Origin of the sequence: Enterococcus sp. BWR-S5 (assembly GCF_016745255.1) — a bacterium.
Lineage (GTDB): Bacteria > Bacillota > Bacilli > Lactobacillales > Enterococcaceae > Enterococcus_L.
Window position 1 is genome coordinate 39,268 of record NZ_JADOEQ010000020.1, and the last position, 21,799, is coordinate 61,066.

Consider the following 21,799-nt stretch of genomic DNA (forward strand, 5'->3'; position numbering starts at 1 on the left):
GTGAAATTGTAAAAAAAATTAAGATTAGAAAAATTTTTGTCAAAATACAGGGAAAAGGAGTAGAATAAAATGACAGTATAGAAGAATAACAGAGGAGATGTATCAGATGAAATTAGTAGAAACTCCACTTCACAGTAACCTGGATTTAGGAACATTATATCCAAATGTAACAGGCTACCTTTCAAGCAAGAAACCAATCAAATATTACAAGCTTTACTCATTAGATAGAACGCAGGTCATTTATGCGGATGTCTTCGATAAGATTAATATTGTTCTGGTTAACAGCAAGAAGAAGATTTCTAAACAGGAAATTGATTATGTTATCAAGCGTTTGTTAGATACCACAAGAGAACATGTAGATATCCATCTGGATATGAAAGCTATTATGGAAAAGAAAGGCTTTACGCCATCGAAGCCTGTGAAGGATCTTATTTTGATACAGATGGAAGCAGAGGAGTAAAATTAGTCAAGTTTGAGATTTTTTCTTGAACTTGATTTTTTTCATTGAGGGGCCTTTTTAGTCAAGGACTTTCCAGCAGATAAGAGAATACGAAGAGCTGTGAAATGACTGTTTGGAATTGACATCTGTAGGGGAATAAAATACGATGGACTTATTGCATTATTGGAGCGATAGAGATAAAGAGCATTCAGGTGCTTCTACATATAGAACTGTTTGGTAAGGATGGGTGAAGGATATGAAACGATTCAGAAATAAAATTGACTATCGGGTTATTGGGGTGCTGCTTCTATTTAGTTTACTAACAGTATTTCCATACTTTCTAAATAATTTTATTTATCATCAAGATGATATTTTTTTTCATCGAACGCGTTTGGAAAGCTATTATGAAGCTGTAAAGCAGCTGGACTTTTTCCCCAGAGTATTTTCAGGGATGGGAGAAAATTATGGGTATGCGGCAGACCTTTTTTACCCTTCGATTCTGACGTTGCCATTTGCTGTATTTCGTTTGTTGGGGATGTCCTTCGTCACTTCGTTTTTTCTGTACCAGTTTTTGTTAAGTCTGACGACTGCTGTGATTGCCTACAAAGTGATGAAGGTGATTACCGGCTCAACCTATCAAGGTCTGTTCTTCTCAATTTTTTATACAACAGCAACCTATCGTTTAATTGACCAGTCGATACGTGGGGCTCTTGGAGAGACGATGGCGTTTTGTTTCTTGCCCCTCATCGTGTATGCTATCTATCGAATTGTCTACGATGAAAAGGATAGCTGGCTGCCCTTGGCAGTGGGGATGAGCTTGTTGATTGCGAGTCATTTGATTACTGCTTTTTATACAACCATTTTTATCGCAATGTTTCTTTTTACGCATATCAATCTATTGAATAAAGGCAAATTCTTTTCATTTCTCAAGGCAGGCGTTGCAAGTGCCCTTTTATCTGCATGGTTTCTTTTGCCTTATCTTGAACAGACTTTACAGCTGACCTTCAATTTCACCAAAGCCAAACTTTGGCTGATTGGGTTAGATTTTACCTTGGCAGATTTATTGGGAAACAGCCTGTCAAATATCGGGAAAACATCAGAGACGCTGAAACCTAACTTCGGCTTGCTTATCCTTTGTGTAATTATCTATGCATTACTGAACTATAAAAAGCTGAAGGACTCGGAAAAAAGGCTGACTATTGCAACGGTTGCACTAATTATTGCCTCAACGAATTTGTTTTTTTGGGCCTCATTCCAGAATACCTTTTTGTCTGTGATTCAGTTCGAATGGCGACTATTGATTTTTGTCAGCTTATTCGGAAGTATTTTGGCAACGAGGCTGCTGTTCCAACAGATAAAGAAGCCGGAAAAAACTATCTTCTTATTTTCTGCGTTTTTGATTTTTGTACTTACTTACAGCTTTAATGTGCAGACGATGGAGATTTCGGCCAGTAAAAACAGCTATATTGTTACCAATGAAAACTATACAGAATTTCAGCAGGGGGAAATTGGACACGGACGAGAATATCTAGTAAAGGACACGGATACTTCTACATATTTCCAAAACACGACGCCGAAGATTGACAACACAGTCTACTTAAGCCATTCTACACAGCAGCACAGCTACAAAACCAGTGACTATCAAATCGAGCTGCTAAATGACGCAGTGGTTCAATTACCAAAATTCTTTTATATTGGCTATACAGTGTTTGTTGATGATAAACGCATGACTAATTATGAAAAGGACGGGCTTCTAACTGTTGATATTCCAGCCGGCAGTCACGATGTTAAGGTTGTTTATTCAGGAACAACTATCCAGCATGTCTCTGTTTGGGTATCTCTTTTGACAGCCACGGGACTATTCGCATTCTGGCTAAAAGAGTCATTCATTGCAAAAAAAGGAAAACATGCAGTGAATAGCAAAGTATAGCATTCAGTTTGAAGAATCAGTAAGAAATTGATTGGAAATAAAAGCAGCTAAAACTTCATTTCTACTGAAGTTTTAGCTGCTTTTTGAATGGAAATTATGTGTTGAAACGATTATTGATTAAGATACTGCTTTTCTAAATAGCGAAACCTTTAGTCCGCCACGTTCTCTTTTCGTCAGCATGGCAAGTAGGAAGAAAATCAATGCAAATATCAGTAAAACAAAGAGGTTGAATTGAAAATCTTTTAAAAATATACTGTCCAGCTTTAGGCTTCCTCCAATGAGTTTGTTGTTTCGAACAAACCAATAGGTCGGTGTGAACGAGGCAATTTTGTTTACAACATCGGGTAGTATTTCAGATGGAACGAAAACACCTCCGATAAAGGAGCTCCCCAAAATAAATGTATTATTGACTGCTCCAATCAGCTCTGAACTCTTAATCAGTCCTGTAATAAAGATGCTGAAGGCAATTACTGCGGCTAAAAAGACGAGTGAATTTAGAAGGAAATACATTGTATGGCTGTTGAAGCCAATTCGTGTATAGACGAGTGTGTATGCAATGAAAGCCGCCCAAACAACACCGGAGAACAAGAGACTGCTTGTCATCAACTGGCGGGAGAAACTTTTTTTGGAAACGGGTGAGCAGCTGTTTCGACGACGAATCTCATCTCGATTAAAGGCAAGGTTTACGATGGATATTCCGCTAAAAATAGTCATAAACAACCCGTAGGAAATCACGCTGAACACACCGGCGGTTCCTTGATTTTTTTCAAGCTGATTAAAGTTTTTATCAAAATTGACCTGTCCTGTAACCGTCACATTTTCAGTAGTCAGCTGGTTGATTTGCTCAGCTGTTTTATTGGGAAAGGCTGCTGCGTAAAACTGATAGGTTGAAAGATAATGGTTAATAATGTTGTCTACATAGACCTGATTAAAGCTTCCTGCTTTCACCTGAACATCCAGCTTCAAGTCACTAGTTCCTGCTTGTAATGAGGTGCCAAAGCCCTTGGGAATTTCCAGTACATAGTTCAGTTCTTCAAAATAAAGAGCATCATCAATGGCTTCCTGACTTCCCTTGAAAGGAACATAATCCATCGTGTCTTTAAGGTAGTCAACTAAAGCAGCTGCTTCCGGTGAGTTGTCCTTGTTGAAAACAGCAATTTTTGATTCTGTCGCTTCAAAGGAGCTTTCATTAGAATTCAGGTTTCCTGCATACATGAAAGAGATTCCGATACTTACAGCAAAACCAAGTATGACACTGATTTTATTTTCTCTTAGAATATAGTAAAAGGTTTTAAACACTGACATACTGGGCTCTCCTTTCGTAAACAAAGCTCAACAACACAAAGATAACAGTCAGTATAACCAGACAGACCAGGTTGATGTAGAAACTGTCAATATTTTCGTAATAGTAAAGCTTATAAAGGCTTTCGCTGACCAGATTCACAGGGTTGATTTGACCTAAAATCGGCACATGTTTACTGATTAAGTGTTTGATATCCGGCACCATCATACCGGCAAGAAAGCTGCAAACAATTTGGAAGGTCACACCTAGTGAAATTTTTTGTTCCAGCGGTACTTTTAAGACATTACCGATACATGCACCCATCGAGATTGCTGTCAGTGCCGAAATCGTACAAGTGAGCAGAATCAAATTCCAGCGGGTACCGAAATCGACCTGATAGATAAAGCGAAAAATTGCCAGAATGATGTAAAGCTCTGTGACAAATACTGTGAAAGCTGCAGCAAGGTTGGCTAAAACGATGGTCATTTTATTTTGTGGCGCCATACTTAAGCGAATGCCATTAGCTGACTGATTCGCCTGTTCATCATTCGTGTTGGACAATCCCCAGAAAAAGCCGAACATACAGCTCATGCCAACGAGCGTGAAAAAGAAGAAGCTTTTTGTACTGCCTTTACTAGCCGTTTTATTTGCCACTTGAATGAAATTTTGTTGGGTTCCAATAGACGCAGCTAACTCAGTCGTTAAGAGTTCCGGGGCTTCCTCCTGAAGTACACCGACTGTCTGCTGTGCTTGCTTATATTGATTCAAGAAAACACTTAGTAAGCTTTGCTGAATCCCTTGTTGATTTAGATTTAAAGTGATATCAGAATCTGTGATTACATAGTAGCCATAGATAGCTCCATCGTTCAACTGCTTCTCTGCTTGCTTTTTTGTGAGAGTAACTGGCTTGAACATCTTTGTTTCATCACTTTCAATTGCTTTTATTGTGTCGAAAAATGTATCTGATTGCGTATGACTTTCTTCAACGATGCCGACAGGTATTTGGTCAAAATAGGTTTGATCGTCTAAGCCGCTAAAAGCTGCAGTGAAGAAAATTCCCATACAAACTGGAAATAGAAAGGTCCAAAACATTAACGGCTTGTCCTTTAGAAGAACCTTTAGCCGGTAAACATATAAATGAGTAAACATACTTATCCTCCTTTGTCATCATGAAATCCTGCTTCCTCATAGAAACAAGACAAAATATATTTATTGATCGCGTAGTTCACGCCCTGTAATCTCAAGAAATACATCGTTTAATGTCGGCTGCTGCGTTTGGAAGTTGCCAAAAGCAATCTGTTCCTCCTCCAAAATCTTAAGAATCTGTGTAAATACCCGCTTCGTTTCCTCTGTATTGATTGTTACATAGGCATTATCATAGCTTACGTCAAGGACACCGGATAAGGTGAGCAGCTTCGCTTTGGCCGAGTCTGGGAACATCGGTACTTCGATTGTTATTTTTTCATTCATATGGATCATTGCTTTCAGCTGTTCTTTGGTTCCTTTCGCGATAACCTGTCCTTTTTCCATGATGACAATGTTATCGCAAAGCTGCTCGACTTCCTCCATGTAGTGAGTTGTGTAGATAATCGTAGCTCCTTGCCTGTTCAATTCCTTGATACTGTCTAAAATTTTATTTCTACTTTGAGGATCAACAGCGACTGTGGGTTCATCAAGAAAAATCAGCTCAGGCTTGTGAGCAATACCGCAGGCTATATTTAGTCGTCGTTTTAATCCACCACTTAGTTTTTTGGGGAAGAATTTTGTGAAATCCTCCAAACCAACTAACTGAATAACATCCTCTACATGCTGTTTGCGGTCTTTTTTATCCGTGATATAAAGTCCGCAATAGTAATCGATATTTTCAAAAACAGTCAGCTCTTCAAAAACAGCAACCTCTTGAGGGACAACCCCAATCCGTTTTTTTATCTCGTATTGATCCGGAGCCATATCTTTTCCAAAAATTTTAATTTCCCCTTTATCATAAGAAAGAAGGGAAAGCATACAGTTGATTGCTGTTGATTTTCCGCTGCCGTTTGGACCTAGTAATCCAAGAATTTCGCCCTCCTGTACCTGAAGATTAAAATGGTTTAAGGCAACCAGCTTTCCATAGCGTTTGACAAGGTCATTAATTTCGATAATCATAATGTGCACTCCTTTTTTATTTTGTAGAAATAGCACAGGTAACTGAGCTATTTCATCATTTTGGCGGTCCGATATCTATTGCATCTAGATGTTCCTGCAACAGAGCAATAGTCCTTCTTTTTGTTTTTGTAGAAATAGCACAGATAACTGAGCTATTTCATCATTTTTGAGGTCCGATATCTATTGCATCTAGGAGTTCCTACAACAGAGCAATAGTCCTTCTTTTTTCATTTTGTAGAACAGCTAAAATAGTTCCGCAGATTTTCTTGTTTTCCTTTATAATGTAACTATACAGGAGTCAACAGGGATTGGTGAGTGACTATCCTCATAAAGTGATGTGACATTTGTCACAATGTTGACGCCAAGGTAGGAAGACGATGGCAAGACTAACTTGTTTGATTGGATCGTAAGAGTTTTCCTGTTTGAAAGGGGAAAAATAGATGAATACATTCAAGTTAAGCAATTTTATAGAAAAAGGGGTACTGCTTTTCTTTGGTTTCATGCTGCTGGTAAGCGACTCTTACCAAAGTGAACGGGTCATTTTTATTTTATTGAGTCTGCTACTTAGTATGATTGTTTGGGTTTTGCAGCAGCCGAAGCTATCTGCTGTAGCGATATTCATTCTTTTGGCAGCGTCCTATTGGTGGAAGGAGTATGTTTTCTTTGTTCCCTTTCTATTTTATGATGGTTTTTACGATGAAAATTATGGAATATCGATTATAAATACTGGACTATTGAGTGTCTTTCTTCTCTTTAATGAACAATATAGTGTGGGAAATAAATTTTTTATTGGCGGTTTATGCTTTATTGCTGCTTATATGGCTTATCGTCATATTGAAGAGAATCGCTTAGCTGAGCGAAGGCAGCAATTGGAGGATGAACTGCTGAGTTTAACTTATTCTTTGCAGCAGCAAAAAGCAGAGCGGGAAAAACGGCAGGAGACGCTGATTTCATTGGAAGTTTCGAATGAGAGAAATCGGATTGCTCGGGATATTCATGATAATGTTGGGCATCTTCTTTCCAGCAGTTTGCTTCAAATTGGTGCGATTCAAACAATCAGTCAACAAGAGACTCTGCAAGCCCCATTGAATCAACTGAAAGAAACAGTCACCGAAGGAATGAACAACATCAGAGTGAGTGTCCATGATTTACATGATGAATCATTACATTTATCCATTGCTATGCAAAAGATAGTAGAGAATTTTCAATTTTGTGATATCCAGTTAGTTGGTGAATTTCCGGAATACTTAGATAAAGAATGCAAGCTAGGCTGCATTATGATAGTCAAAGAAGCTCTTTCAAATGTGATGAAACACAGTAATGCAAGCGATGTAACGATTAGCTTTAAGCAGCAACCGGGCTTCTATAAATTGACGATTTCTGATAATGGTACACGAAGAAAAATAATGGATATCACAGAGCGGGGAATTGGGCTGACCAGTATGGAGGAACGTCTTTCCAAATTGGGAGGAAGGCTGAACCACCATCAAACAGAGACGGGTTTTTCTTTGATTGCTGTATTTCCTAAATATGAAGGAGAGAATATATGATTCGATTAGTTGTAGTGGATGATGATTTTTTAGTGACGACTTCCTTGAAAACAATCATTGAAGCCAGTCAGGAAATTGAAGTAGTTGGTACTGGGCATTCAGCGGAGGATGCGGTTAAGCTGTATCACGAGCTGCAACCGGATATTTTATTAATGGACATCCGTATGGGAAGTAGTACAGGTTTGGATGCAGCTGGAAAAATCTTATCAGAGAAGCCAGACGCAGCGATTCTCTTGCTGACAACTTTCTCAGATGATGAATACATTGTAGAGGCACTGAAGCTAGGGGTGAAAGGCTATTTGCTTAAGCAAAATATGGAAGCAATTGTCCCGTCAATCAAAGCAGCCAAAAATGGACAGTCGGTATTTGGTCATGCAGTGGTGGATAAACTGCCAAACCTTTTACAAGCAGAAAAAAATCATAAAGGGTGCCATATTGATTTAACAGATAGAGAACTGACAACCCTCTCATTGATTGCAGAGGGATTGAATAATAAGGAGATTGCGAAAGAATTGTTCTTGAGTGAAGGAACTGTTCGAAATTATATCAGTGTATTGTTGGAGAAGCTGGAGCTGAGAGATCGTACCCAGCTGGCCATTTTTTATTATAAGCATTTGAACTAAGTCTTTAAAAAAGGGCAGAAAACACTGAAATGATTCAAAATCATTGGGTTTTCTGTTCCTTTTTTGATAAAATGAAATGAAAGTACTGTTGAAAATGGAAAGAACTCTTTCTGAAAGAAGAAAAGAGCAAAGTAAATAAGCTAACGCATTGAGCTTCAGTATTTTAATTGTGGTGTGATATATCGTTGGGAATAAAGTGCTGGATGATTTATGATTGAGTGGAGCCAGTGCTAAAAATAAAGGATCGAGGTTTCAAGATGGAGAAAAAATATCAAGATGACAGTTTGACGTTGCACACGGATCTTTACCAAATTAATATGATGAAGACCTACTGGGAGTTGGGTCGTGCGGATTTGCACGCGGTATTTGAATGCTATTTCAGAGAAATGCCTTTCAGTCATGGGTATGCAATCTTTGCAGGGCTAGAGCGTTTGGTTAACTACCTTGAAAATCTGACTTTTTCAAGCTCGGATATTGCTTATTTGAGAGAAGCGGAGGATTATCCTGAGGAATTCCTGGCTTATCTAGAGGACTTTACTTTTACTTGTACAGTTCGTTCGGCACTTGAAGGCGATTTAGTTTTTAATAATGAACCGTTAATTCAGGTAGAAGGACCATTAGCACAATGTCAGCTGGTTGAGACGGCATTATTAAATATGGTTAATTTTCAAACATTGATTGCAACAAAGGCAGCCAAGATAAAATCAGTCATCGGTGATGACCCTTTGATGGAATTCGGAACACGTCGCGCACAGGAATTGGATGCTGCACTTTGGGGAACCAGAGCAGCGTTCATTGGTGGAGCAGATGCCACAAGTAACGTTCGTGCCGGAAAGCTTTTTGGTATTCCGGTCAGCGGTACACACGCGCATTCACTGGTCCAATCTTATGGCAATGATTATGAGGCTTTCCTTGCTTATGCGAAAACTCATAAAGATTGTGTGTTCCTTGTTGATACGTATGATACCTTGAAATCAGGCGTTCCAAATGCTATTCGAGTAGCAAATGAAATGGGCGACAAGATTAATTTCCTAGGTGTTCGAATTGATAGTGGGGATATGGCCTATATTTCAAAGCGTGTCAGAGAACAGTTGGATGAGGCTGGCTATACAGAGGCAAAAATTTATGCTTCGAATGATTTAGACGAGAATACGATTCTAAATTTGAAAATGCAAAAAGCAAAAATTGATGTCTGGGGTGTCGGAACGAAACTGATTACTGCTTACAATCAGCCGGCGTTAGGTGCGGTGTTCAAGCTAGTATCCATCGAAGATGAAGCAGGTGTGATGCAGGACACGATTAAGCTCTCCAGTAATGCAGAAAAGGTAACAACGCCAGGTAAGAAGCAGGTGTGGCGAATTACCCGCAAATCAGATAAGAAATCTGAAGGAGATTACGTTACTTTATGGGATGAAGACCCAAGAAAAGAAGAGGAAATCTTTATGTTCCATCCGGTTCATACCTTTATCAATAAGACTGTTCGTGATTTTGATGCAAGACCTGTCCTGCAAGAAATCTTTGTCGATGGGAAGTGTGTGTATGAACTGCCGACACTGGATGAAATCAAGCATTATGCCAAGGAAAACCTTGGTTCTCTTTGGGAAGAGTACAAACGTGACTTGAATCCGCAGAAGTACCCAGTTGATTTGTCGACAGAATGCTGGAATCATAAAATGCGGTTACTGGAAAAAGTGAGAAAAGATGTTAAGGCATTTAGCGAAAACAATTAATGGAGGGATCTTATATGAAGCCGATGCAGCAAGCGATTATTGAAGAATTAGGGGTAAAACCAACGATTGACCCGCAAGAAGAAATTCGAAGAAGCATTGATTTCATGAAAGACTATTTATATAAGCACCCGTTTTTGAAAACCTTTGTTTTAGGGATTAGTGGTGGGCAAGATTCCAGTCTTGCAGGCCGCTTAGCACAATTAGCGATGGAAGAAATGCGCAATGAAACAAAGGATGAGGCATATCAGTTTATCGCGATTCGTTTGCCTTACGGAACACAGGCGGATGAAGCCGATGCACAAAAAGCGTTAGATTTTATCAAGCCTGATCGTTCATTAAGCGTAGATATTCGTCCTGCTGTTGATGCCTGTGTTCAGGCAATTGAAGCAGCTGGTCAATCAATCAGCGATTTCAATAAAGGCAACATGAAAGCACGTCAACGAATGATTATTCAATATGCGGTAGCTGGCGACAATGCTGGTGCGGTGATTGGAACGGATCATGCTGCTGAAAATATCACTGGCTTTTTTACGAAGTATGGTGATGGCGGCGCTGATATCTTACCATTGTTCCGATTGAACAAACGCCAAGGAAAAGCATTACTCAAAGAGTTGGGGGCAGATGAAGCATTATATCTCAAAGTGCCGACCGCTGATTTGGAGGATGGCAAGCCTTTGATAGCCGATGAGGTTGCTTTGGGCGTGACCTATGATGATATTGACGATTATCTTGAAGGAAAGGAAATTTCTCCTCAGGCTGAAGAAAAGCTGGAAGGTTGGTACAATAAGACACAGCATAAACGTCATTTACCAATCACTGTATTTGATGACTTTTGGAAATAGGATAGATAGGAAGAGAAGGAAAGGGTTTTGCTGCTGTCAGCAAAGCTCTTTTTTGTTATTCATCGGATAAAGGAGCTACTTATTAGGGAGCGGTGGCAAACCCATGAGACAGGCTGTTCACGGAGGATAATTATTTGTAATATAAAATGTTCCTTGATAGAATCAAGTATAGTAGTGATAAAGCTGGTGACATTGCCGCCGCTGAATGCTAAGGAGGTAACCTGGATGGATGGAAGTAAAATTGATGGTAAAACTGTGACAGAAGAAATGCTTGTAGAAAATGGTTACAGAAAATATGTGGGTGAAGGAATTGATATCTATTACAGCAAGGATATCTGTGCGCACATAGGAAACTGTGTTCGAGGAAATCCCGATGTATTTGAAGTGGGAAGACGTCCGTGGATCATCGCAGACAACGGGACAGTAGAGGATGATATTCGTGTTATCAATACTTGTCCAAGCGGTGCACTTAAATATATTAGAAAGGACGCGAAGTAAAGATGGAAATTAAAGAAGAAAAAGAGCGCTTTGTGCTTTTAAACGATAGCAATGAGGAAATTGGAGAGATGACTTGGTCCAATGCCGGAGAAGAAATGATGATTATCGACCATACATTTGTAGATCCGCAATATAGAGGACAAGGTTTGGCAGAGAAATTGGTATTGAGCGGTGTTGAAAAAGCTCGTAAGGAGAATAAGAAAATTATTCCTCTTTGTCCATTTGCCAAAAAGGAATTTGATACAAAGCCTGAGTATGGCGATGTGTTGAGAAAATAATTTGAGATGAATAGTAATCGAGAGTTTGGGATGTTTCTTATCCCAAGCTCTTTTTTTAGACATTAAATAACGTGCTGTATTTATTTTCTGTTCAGACTTTATTTATTTAATGAATCTATTTCGAGTTAAAATTTTAATAAAATTGACTAAAAAATATTTTGATTTACTTTTGTTGTTTTAATCGTTTCTTTAAGTTTGTTTTGTCATGCTTTTTGGTTAATGATATGATTAATTTTTAAATTAAAAAAAATTTGATTTTTGTTGAGTGTTGACTGATTATATAACAAAACGTATTATTTTATTGATTAAATAACTTGTTTTTGTGAAGTGAAGGAGAATGTCTAAATGTTTAGAGGGTATAGGTATAGTATTCTTTTTTTTAGTGTACTATTACTAATAGGGGCTACAGCAATTTTTTGGACTGGAGATAACATAAAAGCTTTAGATTCAGCTGGCGAGATAGATGTAGAAATTGATTCAACGGTTCCAACTGGCTCTTCTTTTTCGATAAAAAATAATGAGACAGCTATACAACGTTCTGCTGATTATCTTGAGTATAGCGATGGATCAGCTGTGAATTATGATTCAAATAGTGGGATACCAATGTTTAGAGATCAAGGGATTCCAGAAACAGCAGATAACAGAGCAGAGGTAGGTACGTTAGCTCAATTGAAAGCGGCGATTAGTGCATCGGGGATTCACTATATTTATCTGACTGCAGATATCACATTAGATGCATATGGACAAAAAATTTCTTATGATAAAAAATATATGCGTATTTCAGGAAAAAATCCGCAAACAGGTGAGATACATACGCTAACTGAATACAAGTCGGGCTGGTCGGATGATAATATTCATGTAAGCAATACGACAAGTCAAAATATTCCTACTAGTTATGGATTTGAAGATATCAATATTGAGGGATTTAATTATTACGGACCAATCAATGTTAATGACAGCTCTTATCATGTAACGCTAACCTACACGAACGTTGTATATGATGGTCCCCAGCTTACGCACAATCTTAATGGAACAACAGAGTATCATAACATGGACATCACAATCCCAAGTTCTAAATCAGGGTCCACAGAAACACAAGAGCTGGTTGAAGGACATTTTATAAACATATACGGGGATTTTTCCATGTATCATCAAGGAAAGCATAGTATTGCTTGGATTGGTTTTGGGGGAAATGTGAGGAATGTAAGTGGTCATTTCCGAATAAAGGAGAATGCAAAGGTAGATATTACCTCTACTGGTAGAAGTTTTTTCTATTTTGAAAACAAAGATGGTATTTTTGAGCTTGAGAAGAATGCTGATGTATCAATAGTCACTGGTGGCGGATTGATTCGAAATGATATTGCAAGTAGTAATCAGGCATTTAAAAAATTATCAGTCGCTGAAGATGCTTCTTTGAAAATTGTACGCACAACGTCTGTGAATAGCGCCGACAATAATTTGCCTACATTCAAAATGAATGGAGATTTAAATGTTGAGACAGGCGGTCGCTTATATGTGTATAACAAGTCCGATAGCTCAGGGCAGGCAGATGAGTTTTTCCGTTTTTACAATTCAGGAGGTAAAATATCTGTCAATAATGCCAAGAGTGTCTTGTTCTATAATCCAAAAGGCAAAATAATCAATGCAACAACCAATAATTATACCAACGATTTGACTGCTGAAGTCCAAAGTATGAATCTTTGGCGGACGTCTGTCCCTGTTGAAGAAACAGACATAACACCGGATAATCATTTTTCATTAGAGGATTTATCCAATATCAACTTTGATGCAACCGTGACACGTATTCGCGATGGAGGATATGATACGACTATTCATAGCGCGAATCCTGCTACAATCAATGCTGCAGCAATGGACTTTGATTATTTGAAAGTTGTTTCAATGGGAATTGTTCCGGAACTTAGAATTGATGAAGTAACTGATGCGACGAGTCGTATAACAGGAACAGCAACTGCTTCTGCCACTGTGGTTTTGACGTATGATGATGGTGAAGGGGAAAGGAAGCTCACTGTTTTGGCTGACAATAATGGGAATTATTCTGTTGATATTCCTCAAAGGACGGATAGCACAGGTGCCTATATAAAACCATATACGGTAATCACCGGAGAAGTATTTTATGATTTCCGTACAGCAGCTCCTATTACTACAGAGGTAGTTGATGTAACACCTCCTTCAGCAGATCCGGTAACAACTATTATAGAGAAGGATGCACCTAAAGAACAATTTCCATCTGCAGACCAACTGGTTGAAAACATCAGCGATAAATCAATTGGAACCAGTCATCCAACCGTTACAGTCGATTATGGGACAGTTCCAATTCCGGATTTGTCGGTTTATGGACCTGTTCTTCCAAAATTTGAAGTGACTGTCACAGATGAAGCGAAGAACAGTTCTGTCATTTCGATACCAATCTTCATCAAAGATGCAGACACAAATATTTCTGCGGATAAAAATTTTGCTTTACGGGCAGTCGATTTTACGGTTATCACTACTCAGTACCCTACAACGGAAGAAGCGTTAACTGCACTTATTCAAAGTCAAGGAGAATTGGCTCTTTGGGATATTCAAACAGGACAAAAGCTGCCGGTAACTGCTATAGGAATCGACAAGAGCTTGTTGCCGTCAGTTGGAATGCCAATCGTTGGGGAATATCCGGTAACGGTAACATATGGAGCAGGGCAAGCAGCGGTTTCCAGAACGATAACAGCAAAAATTGTCCCTGCAAAGGCAAACATCCATGTTCATTTCCAAGATGAGCATAATCAAAAAGTTTATGAAACAGTTACAATCAATGGAGATGTAGGGAGCACTGTTGACTTAACAGGGAATCAAGAGGTTACTTCAGGAATTCAAAATATATTGAGTAGACGGTATGCGATAGTACGACGTCCGGATAATGAGGCAGCAGTAGAGGTATATTCAACTGATTCTGATGTGTACTACCTATTCAAAGGAACACTTGGACTTTCAGCTCCGGATAATGTGGATTTTGGTTATCATGAGGTAGGAGTTGAGAAAATAAAAAATGATACACCAAAGTTTTCAAGTTCTATCAAGGTCTGGGATAATCGTGCAGATCGGAATGAATGGACATTGAAGGTCTACCTAACGAAACCTCTGACAAATAGTTCAGATACAACCAAAGTGTTAAGAGACAGCATCAAATTTGATGATGGTTCAACAGAGCATATAGTAACGAATCACGGAATTGTTGTTGAAACCCATACCCATCTATCATCAGGAGAATATGATGTCAGCGAAAAGTGGGAAGCAGATGGACGTGGATTGGGTATAGAAGTGGACGCTTCGATGATTCCTAAAATGGGAGAATATCAGGGCGAGCTGACTTGGGTGTTGGAGAGTGTTCCATAAGCTCATCAAATAGAGAAATTAGACAAAATTTATTTGGGTGAGCTGATTTTTCTAATCGAAGTAAAAAGTAAATTACAACTAGTAATTGACCTCAAATTATGCTAAAGTATAATAGATGTAATTTGTAAATAAGGGAGTCTGGATAGATGTATAATTTTATTTTAACGACTGTAATCGTTCTTTCAGTAGTTATGGTTATTTCGATTTTAATGCAGCCTAGCAAGCAAAATAGTGCAGCAAGTGCTTTTACCGGTGGAGCTGATAAGCTTTTCGGTAAGCAAAAAGCTCGTGGATTCGAAGCCGTAATGCAACGTGCAACGACGGTTATCGGCGCTGTATGGATGATTTTATTGTTTGTTTTAACAATCATGTCATCAAAATAAGCACTAAAAAGCAATCGACATTCTATGGCTATTTTTCCGTTTGGTGTGCAAGAAGATTCTGATTCTTGAAAGGCTGACGGAACCCATAGAGGATGTGTTTTGAGTTTTAAGTCTGGACGTATTCATTACAGAATCGTTTCAGACTTTTTTTGTTGAAATTTTTACCTTCTCTTTCACAAGGCAAGACTGTCAGAATATGATAAAATGAAAACGAGGTGAAAGACAGTGGAAAGAAAAATCAAACTACCAGAGCCGTTATTTGTTGAAAACGGAGAAAAGGCCGTTATCTTATTCCATGCATATTCCGGTAGCAGCAATGATGTGCGCATGATGTGCCGTTTTTTAGAAAAAAGGAAGTACACTGTTTATACGCCAATTTTCTCGGGGCATGCTACCTTGTCACCGGAAGATATTTTGAGCGAGTCTGTTACCCAATGGGAGCAGGATGCTTTGCAGGCAGTTGAATTTCTAAAAGCTCGTGGCTATAGCAAAATAGCTGTATTAGGACTTTCAATGGGCGGCGTTTTTGCAATGAATCTACTGACGAAAAAGCGTAAGGAAATCATTGGCGGCGGATTTTTCTGTTCACCGATTTTTCCGGTAAAAAATCACGTACCGGAGAATTTTGCTTTGTACGCGCAATCAGTGCTAAAGATGGCTGAAATCGAAGAGTCGGAAATCAATCGTCGAATGCCGCAAATTGAACAACAGTCGGTGAAGCAGTTGGGGCAAATTGAAGCATACGCGGCTCGTACAGCAGAGAAGTTGTCGGATATTGATGTGCCGGTTTTCGCTGCACAGGCCGGCAAAGACGAAATGATTGATGCTGCTGGTGTTTTTCAGACGATTGAAGCGTTGACAACAACCAAAATTACATTTAACTGGTATCCGAACAGCGGGCATGTCCTAACTGTCGGACCGGAACATAAAGAACTGGAGCAAGATGTTGCCAATTATTTGGACACGCTGCTTTGGAATGAGGAGATATAATGACAAAACAAACAATTAAGGAAACGATCCTTTCCTATATCAAGGATCAAAGCAAGAAAAGTTTTTCTATGGAGGAGCTGGCAGAGGGCTTGAAGCTGCAAAAGAGCGCAGATTTTAAGCTTTTAGTGCAGACGACGGCTGCTTTGGAAAGAGAAGGGCTTATTGAGTTTAGTAAAAAAGGTAAGATTAAGCTGGTCGAGGCAGGAATTTCAGTTGAAGGAATTTTCCGAGGAAACGAACGAGGCTTCGGCTTTGTCACCATTGATGAAGAAGAACCAGATGTGTATATTTCTAAAGAAAATACAAATTTTGCAATGAATGGCGACACAGTGCTGATTGATATTATTCAACCAGGCGATCCTTTTTCTGATCGTGTAGCAGAGGGGAAGGTTCTGGAAATCAAAGAGCGGGCAATCACTCAAGTAGTCGGCGAGTTTACGGCTTACAACGAAGAGGAGATTGCTGAAACAGATTTGTACGGCTATGTTTTACCAAAGGACAAAAAACTGACAGGTTTGACTGTATTCATCGCATCAGAGGGAATTCGACCGGTTGATGGGAGTATTGTTATTGCTGAGGTGACACATTATCCTGAGCAGGGCTATGCGAAGAGCTTGGAAGGGCTGGTTAAAAAGGTTGTTGGTCATAAAAATGATCCAGGCATGGATATCATGTCAATTATCGTAGCCCATGGCATTCCTACCGTTTTTCCCGATGAAGTAATGGACGAAGCGGATCGGGTACCGGATACAATCTCTGAAGCCGATTTAAAAGGACGGAGAGATTTACGTGATTCGGTCATCGTAACGATTGATGGGGAAGATGCCAAGGATTTGGATGATGCGGTTACAGTAGAAAAGCTGAATAATGGGAACTATTTTTTAGGTGTTCATATCGCTGATGTTTCCTATTATGTCACTGAGGAAAGCCAAATGAATCAGGAAGCCTATGAACGGGGAACAAGTGTGTATCTGACGGATCGAGTGATTCCAATGCTGCCGCAGCGTTTATCTAATGGCATCTGTTCGCTGAATCCTAAGGTTCCAAGATTGACGATGAGCTGTGAGATGGAGATTTCTCCGGAGGGAACAGTTCTGAGTCATGATATTTTCCAAAGTGTGATTCAAACAACAGAGCGTATGACCTACACTGCTGTAAATGAGATTTTAGAAGAGCAAAACCCGGAAACGATGGCTCGCTATGAAGCACTGGTTCCGATGTTTCAGGAAATGGCGGAGCTGCACGAAATTTTAGAAAAAATGCGTGAGCGTCGAGGAGCAATCTCCTTTGAAGATCGAGAAGCCCGAGTAGTTGTTAATGAAGATGGACATCCGCAGGATATTCTGATGCGAACTCGTGGTGTCGGAGAACGCCTGATTGAATCCTTTATGTTGGCAGCCAATGAAACAGTGGCCAAGCATTACACGGATTTGAAGCTGCCGTTTATCTACCGAATTCATGAGCAGCCGAAGGAAGAAAAAATGCAGCGCTTCTTTGATTTTGCTGCAATGCTGGGGATTTTAGTTAAGGGAACAAAGGCAGATATCACGCCCAAGGATTTACAGCGTGTGCTTCACCAGATTGACGGAAAGCCTGAAGAAGCAGTTATTAATACGATGCTTTTACGCAGTATGCAACAGGCTCGTTATTCAGAAGACAACTACGGACACTATGGATTGGCGGCAGAGTATTATACACATTTCACTTCGCCAATTCGTCGTTATCCCGATTTGATTGTGCATCGACTGATTCGCAGCTATGAGAATGATCGTTCTGAAGCGATGCAGGAGAAATGGAACAGTCAGCTGCCTGATATTGCTGACCACAGCTCGAAAATGGAACGTCGGGCAGTAGAAACCGAGCGTGAAGTAGATAGTATGAAGAAAGCAGAATTTATGGCTGATAAGATTGGTGAGGAGTACGATGGAATCATCAGTTCTGTAACGAAATTTGGGATATTTGTGGAATTACCAAATACAATCGAAGGTCTCGTTCATATCAATAACCTGAAGCAAGATTATTTCCATTTTGTGGAGAATCACTTGGCCTTAGTTGGAGAACGAACAGGCTTAACGCTCAAAATTGGTCAGAAAGTCGTGATACGAGTAATGAAATCTGATCCGGAAACGAGAGAAATTGATTTTGAGCTTATTGAAGCTGAAGAGCTTGAACGACTGGAAATTCAACGTCCGAAAAACGGAAACAATCGAAAGAGCCGAAGAAGAAAAGATAAGGGACGGGCAAAGCCAAATCAACAGCAAGAAAAGGAAACGCAGAAGTCTTCTTCAGGAAAAAAATTGAAAGTTGCCAATAAAAAAGGCGGTAAGAAGCCATTTTATAAAGAAGTCGCTAAAAAGAAAAAGACAAAAAATATGAAAAAGAAAAAACAGTAATCGGAGGAATTTTTGATGCCAAAAGGGGAAGGTCAATTAGTTGCCCAAAATAGAAAGGCACGGCATGATTATACGATTATCGATACAATAGAGGCGGGAATCGTATTACAGGGAACGGAAATCAAGTCAATTCGTAATGGACGAATCAATTTGAAGGATGGCTTTGCTCGGATTCGAAACAATGAGGCATATCTCTATAATGTTCATATCAGTCCTTACGAGCAGGGAAATATCTTCAACCATGATCCATTGCGGACAAGAAAGCTGTTGCTTCACAAAAGACAAATTGCTCGCTTGATTGGAGAAACAAAGAATACCGGTGTAACATTAGTACCTTTGAAGGTTTATATTAAGGATGGGTTTGCCAAGGTATTAATTGGCCTTGCTAAAGGGAAGAAGCAATACGATAAGAGAGAAGACCTGAAACGAAAAGAGGTTGATCGGCAAATCAGCCGAACACTCAAGAATCGAGCGAGATAGAAGGGACCACCGTTTATTCGCTTTTAATGGACTGGGACATATTAATGTTCCAGTCCATTTTTGTATGAATTAAGAAATGAGTTACCGCTATGAGCAAACGAGAGGGAACCATATTAATAGTTCGAGGCTCGTTAAAATGGTAGAATAGAGGTATGAAAATGAAGGACTGATTTTTGGGATTACCAAGGTGATGGCCGTTATTTTAGTAAAGTGCTTTTTTAAGAAAATAAGACATATTTATTTTTACGGACAAATGAAAATGATTTATTTTATTTTTCAGAAAATTCTCATGTTGACTTCTGCGACATGATGTGCCGTAAATCGTTTTTATTTTGTTATATATTCTTTTTCGCATATTTGGGTTCTTTGCTTTATATTCCTCGGAAAATTTGTTAGAGTGTAATGGAAACTGATGCGTTCTTATCGTTTTTATAAAACCGCTGATTCCGGCTTTTTTTCAGCTATTTGACGAATCGAATGAAAAGAAAATGAAATGAGTTTTTTGTCATATTAGAAAAAGTGTCAAATTTTCATGAAAATGTTTTGTAATTCGAATTCGTTGGTGGTATTATACGTTGTGGTTGAAAACAACTTTAAGAAAACATCAAGCAGTTGAGCAGAAAAGAGGTGAAAAAAATGGAAGAGAAAACACCCCTCTTCAATATCGGTCCGATTTGGTTTGACAAGACAATCTGTGTGATGGTTTTGCTGACCTGTGTGATCGTTTTTGCCGTTGTCTATCTTTGTACGAGGAATTTACAGTTGAAGCCTAAGGGTAAACAGAATGTGATTGAGTGGCTTATTGATTTTGTTCGTGGAATTATTACTGACAATATGCCTAGTAAAGAAGTAACGAATTTTCATTTATTATCATTCACTCTTTTCTTATTCGTATTAGTTGCAAATACGATTGGGCTAGTAACAAAAATAGTTGTGGGTGATTACTCCTATTGGAAGAGCCCCACAGCAGACCCTATGGTCACCTTGACACTGGCATTGATTATGATTGTACTGACACACTTATTCAGTATTAATCGATTTGGCTTTGTCGGATATTTCAAGAACAGCTTCTTAAAACCGGTCGGCTTTTTAATGCCAATCAAATTTATGGAAGAGTTCACGAATCTGCTTACACTGGCTTTACGTTTATACGGAAATATTTATGCAGGGGAAGTATTGCTGGGTTTGATTGCCAGTCTTGTTTCAGGAGTTGGTTTCTGGGTTATTCCTTTAGCAATACCGTTAGAAATGATCTGGCTGGCCTTCTCACTGTTTATCGGTGGGATTCAAGCTTTCATTTTTGTGACTTTATCTATGGTATACATGGCTCACAAAGTTGAAGTGGAAGAATAGAAGTTCAGAGATTAAAAAATCATTGTATTAATACAAATCAGGAGGAATAGAAAATGGATGGATTAAACTATATCGCAGCAGCGATCGCAGTATTTGGAGCAGCAATTGGAGCAGCATACGGTAACGGGAAAGTTATTTCAAAAACGATTGAGTCAATGACTCGTCAACCTGAAATGTCTGGTCAGTTGAGAACAACGATGTTTATCGGGGTAGCCTTGATTGAAGCGGTTCCTATTCTAGGTGTGGTTATTGCATTACTATTGGTGCTAAGATAATTTACTTTGGAAGGCAGGGCGCTTTTGGTGAAAACTATCGTCACTGCTTTCTTCTATTTTACGAAAATTACTACACGATCGACAGCTGAGGAAGGAATATCCGTTAGATATTGTTGAACGTACAGGGGAAAGGATGGCGAAACTTCATGCTTATGAATCTCGTTTTAGGTGAAGCAACACCCAGCACAACACTAGGAACAATTATTGTTGTGACCGGTGCATTTCTAATTTTGATGCTTTTAATCAAAAAGTTTGCTTGGGGTGCAATCACTGATGTACTAAAACAACGTGAAGATAAAATCGCAAATGACTTAGATTCTGCAGAGCAGTCGCGTATCGCTGCTGCAAAAATGGAGAAACAGCGCCAAGAGAAACTGCTGGCTTCAAAATCAGAAGCAGCTGAGATTATCAAGAATGCTAAAGAAAGCGGAGATGAAAACCGTAAGAAGACTTTAGCTGAAACGACAGAAGAAGTATCTCGGTTAAAAGAAAAAGCAACAGCAGATATTTCTCAGGAGCACGATAAGGCAATAGCGGCAATCAAGGATGATGTTGCTGCATTATCTGTTCAAATTGCAGAAAAAATATTGACGAAGGAACTGACACCTGAAGCGCACGAAGCGTTAATCAATTCTTATATTGATGGGTTAGGTAAAGTCGATGAAATTAGATAAATACATGGTTGGTAAACGTTACGGAAAAGCCCTGTTTGAACTGGCGCTGGAAAAACAGGAGGCCGATGACATTTATCAACAGCTATTGAAGCTGAGAGAAGTCTATCATTTGGTTCCAGGAATTGGAGATATCCTCAGTGATGCGCGACTGGAACCGTATGAGAAAGACGAAATCATGGAGCAGCTGCTCAAGGGCTTTACAGGTACGACAACGAATTTTCTTCAAGTCGTACACAGCTACAGCCGTATGAATGATATGCTGCTGATGATTGACGAGTATGAACGAAGATATGATGATTATAAAGGTGTTATTTTAGGAACAGTCGTTACTGCGGTGCCGTTGAATAAAGAGCAGCATCAGCAGATTGAAGCGAAAGCTGCCAAGCTGCTTGGCTATGAAGAGGCCAGTTTGATTAATCTGATTGAGCCTAAGATTTTAGGCGGTGCGATTATTGGCGCAAATCATAAAGTAATCGACGGCAGTATCAGGAAACAACTGAAAAATATAGAAGAACAATTGTTGAGATAGACTTTAGTAGAATAA

20 protein-coding genes are annotated in these 21,799 nt (G+C 39.2%); 17 read left to right on the top strand and 3 right to left on the bottom strand.

All coding sequences use genetic code 11. From position 1 onward, the window contains the following. Positions 1 to 106: 106 nt before the first annotated feature. Both IW510_RS18795 and IW510_RS18800 read left to right on the top strand, forming a co-directional pair. Positions 107 to 460, top strand: coding sequence for a DUF1827 family protein (locus IW510_RS18795; RefSeq protein WP_202062270.1), 354 nt, complete (start codon positions 107 to 109; stop codon positions 458 to 460). Between the two features lie 235 nt (positions 461 to 695). Beyond that, entirely contained in the window at positions 696 to 2,369 is a 1,674-nt protein-coding gene (locus tag IW510_RS18800) for a hypothetical protein (RefSeq protein WP_202062272.1), read from the top strand. Between the two features lie 117 nt (positions 2,370 to 2,486). Here IW510_RS18800 and IW510_RS18805 read toward each other — a convergent pair whose 3' ends face one another. Genes IW510_RS18805 through IW510_RS18815 form a run of 3 tightly spaced genes read right to left on the bottom strand, consistent with a single transcriptional unit; the run spans position 2,487 to position 5,796 of the window. Next, positions 2,487 to 3,674, bottom strand: coding sequence for an ABC transporter permease (locus tag IW510_RS18805; RefSeq protein ID WP_202062274.1), 1,188 nt, complete (start codon positions 3,672 to 3,674; stop codon positions 2,487 to 2,489). After that, positions 3,661 to 4,800 carry an ABC transporter permease gene (locus IW510_RS18810; protein WP_202062276.1) on the bottom strand — a complete coding sequence of 380 codons (1,140 nt, stop codon included), beginning with the start codon at positions 4,798 to 4,800 and terminating at the stop codon, positions 3,661 to 3,663. The genes IW510_RS18805 and IW510_RS18810 overlap by 14 nt, the downstream gene beginning before the upstream one ends. A 60-nt stretch (positions 4,801 to 4,860) precedes the next feature. Further along, entirely contained in the window at positions 4,861 to 5,796 is a 936-nt protein-coding gene (locus tag IW510_RS18815; protein WP_202062278.1) for an ABC transporter ATP-binding protein, read from the bottom strand. 440 nt (positions 5,797 to 6,236) lie between these two features. Here IW510_RS18815 and IW510_RS18820 point away from each other — a divergent pair, with 440 nt between their 5' ends. From IW510_RS18820 to atpH, 15 genes are all read left to right on the top strand, one after another. After that, positions 6,237 to 7,346: a sensor histidine kinase gene (locus IW510_RS18820; protein ID WP_202062280.1), complete on the top strand. Its 1,110-nt coding sequence runs from the start codon at positions 6,237 to 6,239 to the stop codon at positions 7,344 to 7,346. Further along, positions 7,343 to 7,969: a response regulator gene (locus tag IW510_RS18825; RefSeq protein ID WP_202062282.1), complete on the top strand. Its 627-nt coding sequence runs from the start codon at positions 7,343 to 7,345 to the stop codon at positions 7,967 to 7,969. The genes IW510_RS18820 and IW510_RS18825 overlap by 4 nt, the downstream gene beginning before the upstream one ends. A gap of 257 nt (positions 7,970 to 8,226) precedes the next feature. Further along, positions 8,227 to 9,699: a nicotinate phosphoribosyltransferase gene (locus tag IW510_RS18830; RefSeq protein WP_202062284.1), complete on the top strand. Its 1,473-nt coding sequence runs from the start codon at positions 8,227 to 8,229 to the stop codon at positions 9,697 to 9,699. A gap of 14 nt (positions 9,700 to 9,713) precedes the next feature. Next, positions 9,714 to 10,541, top strand: a complete 828-nt coding sequence (gene nadE / locus IW510_RS18835; RefSeq protein WP_202062286.1) for an ammonia-dependent NAD(+) synthetase — start codon at positions 9,714 to 9,716, stop codon at positions 10,539 to 10,541. A 225-nt stretch (positions 10,542 to 10,766) separates the two neighbouring features. After that, positions 10,767 to 11,039: a (4Fe-4S)-binding protein gene (locus IW510_RS18840; RefSeq protein WP_202062288.1), complete on the top strand. Its 273-nt coding sequence runs from the start codon at positions 10,767 to 10,769 to the stop codon at positions 11,037 to 11,039. 2 nt (positions 11,040 to 11,041) lie between these two features. Continuing rightward, on the top strand, positions 11,042 to 11,317 hold the full coding sequence (locus IW510_RS18845) for a GNAT family N-acetyltransferase (protein ID WP_202062290.1): 276 nt from the start codon (positions 11,042 to 11,044) through the stop codon (positions 11,315 to 11,317). Between the two features lie 345 nt (positions 11,318 to 11,662). After that, entirely contained in the window at positions 11,663 to 14,707 is a 3,045-nt protein-coding gene (locus IW510_RS18850) for a pectate lyase-like adhesive domain-containing protein (RefSeq protein ID WP_202062292.1), read from the top strand. A gap of 146 nt (positions 14,708 to 14,853) precedes the next feature. After that, positions 14,854 to 15,090, top strand: a complete 237-nt coding sequence (gene secG / locus IW510_RS18855; protein WP_202062293.1) for a preprotein translocase subunit SecG — start codon at positions 14,854 to 14,856, stop codon at positions 15,088 to 15,090. Between the two features lie 225 nt (positions 15,091 to 15,315). Then, entirely contained in the window at positions 15,316 to 16,080 is a 765-nt protein-coding gene (locus IW510_RS18860; protein ID WP_202062295.1) for an alpha/beta hydrolase, read from the top strand. Next, positions 16,080 to 18,473, top strand: a complete 2,394-nt coding sequence (rnr, locus tag IW510_RS18865) for a ribonuclease R (RefSeq protein ID WP_202062297.1) — start codon at positions 16,080 to 16,082, stop codon at positions 18,471 to 18,473. Before IW510_RS18860 ends, rnr begins: the two co-directional genes overlap by 1 nt. A gap of 15 nt (positions 18,474 to 18,488) precedes the next feature. Next, positions 18,489 to 18,953, top strand: a complete 465-nt coding sequence (gene smpB, locus IW510_RS18870) for an SsrA-binding protein SmpB (RefSeq protein ID WP_202062299.1) — start codon at positions 18,489 to 18,491, stop codon at positions 18,951 to 18,953. Between the two features lie 636 nt (positions 18,954 to 19,589). After that, a complete protein-coding gene (gene atpB / locus IW510_RS18875; RefSeq protein WP_202062301.1) occupies positions 19,590 to 20,306 on the top strand; it encodes a F0F1 ATP synthase subunit A in 717 nt (238 codons plus the stop codon). 53 nt (positions 20,307 to 20,359) lie between these two features. After that, the gene (gene atpE, locus IW510_RS18880) at positions 20,360 to 20,581 is read left to right on the top strand and encodes a F0F1 ATP synthase subunit C (RefSeq protein WP_086350310.1); all 222 of its coding nucleotides are present in this window, start codon (positions 20,360 to 20,362) and stop codon (positions 20,579 to 20,581) included. 146 nt (positions 20,582 to 20,727) lie between these two features. Then, entirely contained in the window at positions 20,728 to 21,255 is a 528-nt protein-coding gene (atpF, locus tag IW510_RS18885; RefSeq protein ID WP_202062303.1) for a F0F1 ATP synthase subunit B, read from the top strand. Then, the gene (gene atpH / locus IW510_RS18890; RefSeq protein WP_202062305.1) at positions 21,242 to 21,784 is read left to right on the top strand and encodes an ATP synthase F1 subunit delta; all 543 of its coding nucleotides are present in this window, start codon (positions 21,242 to 21,244) and stop codon (positions 21,782 to 21,784) included. The genes atpF and atpH overlap by 14 nt, the downstream gene beginning before the upstream one ends. The last annotated feature ends 15 nt before the right edge of the window (positions 21,785 to 21,799 follow it).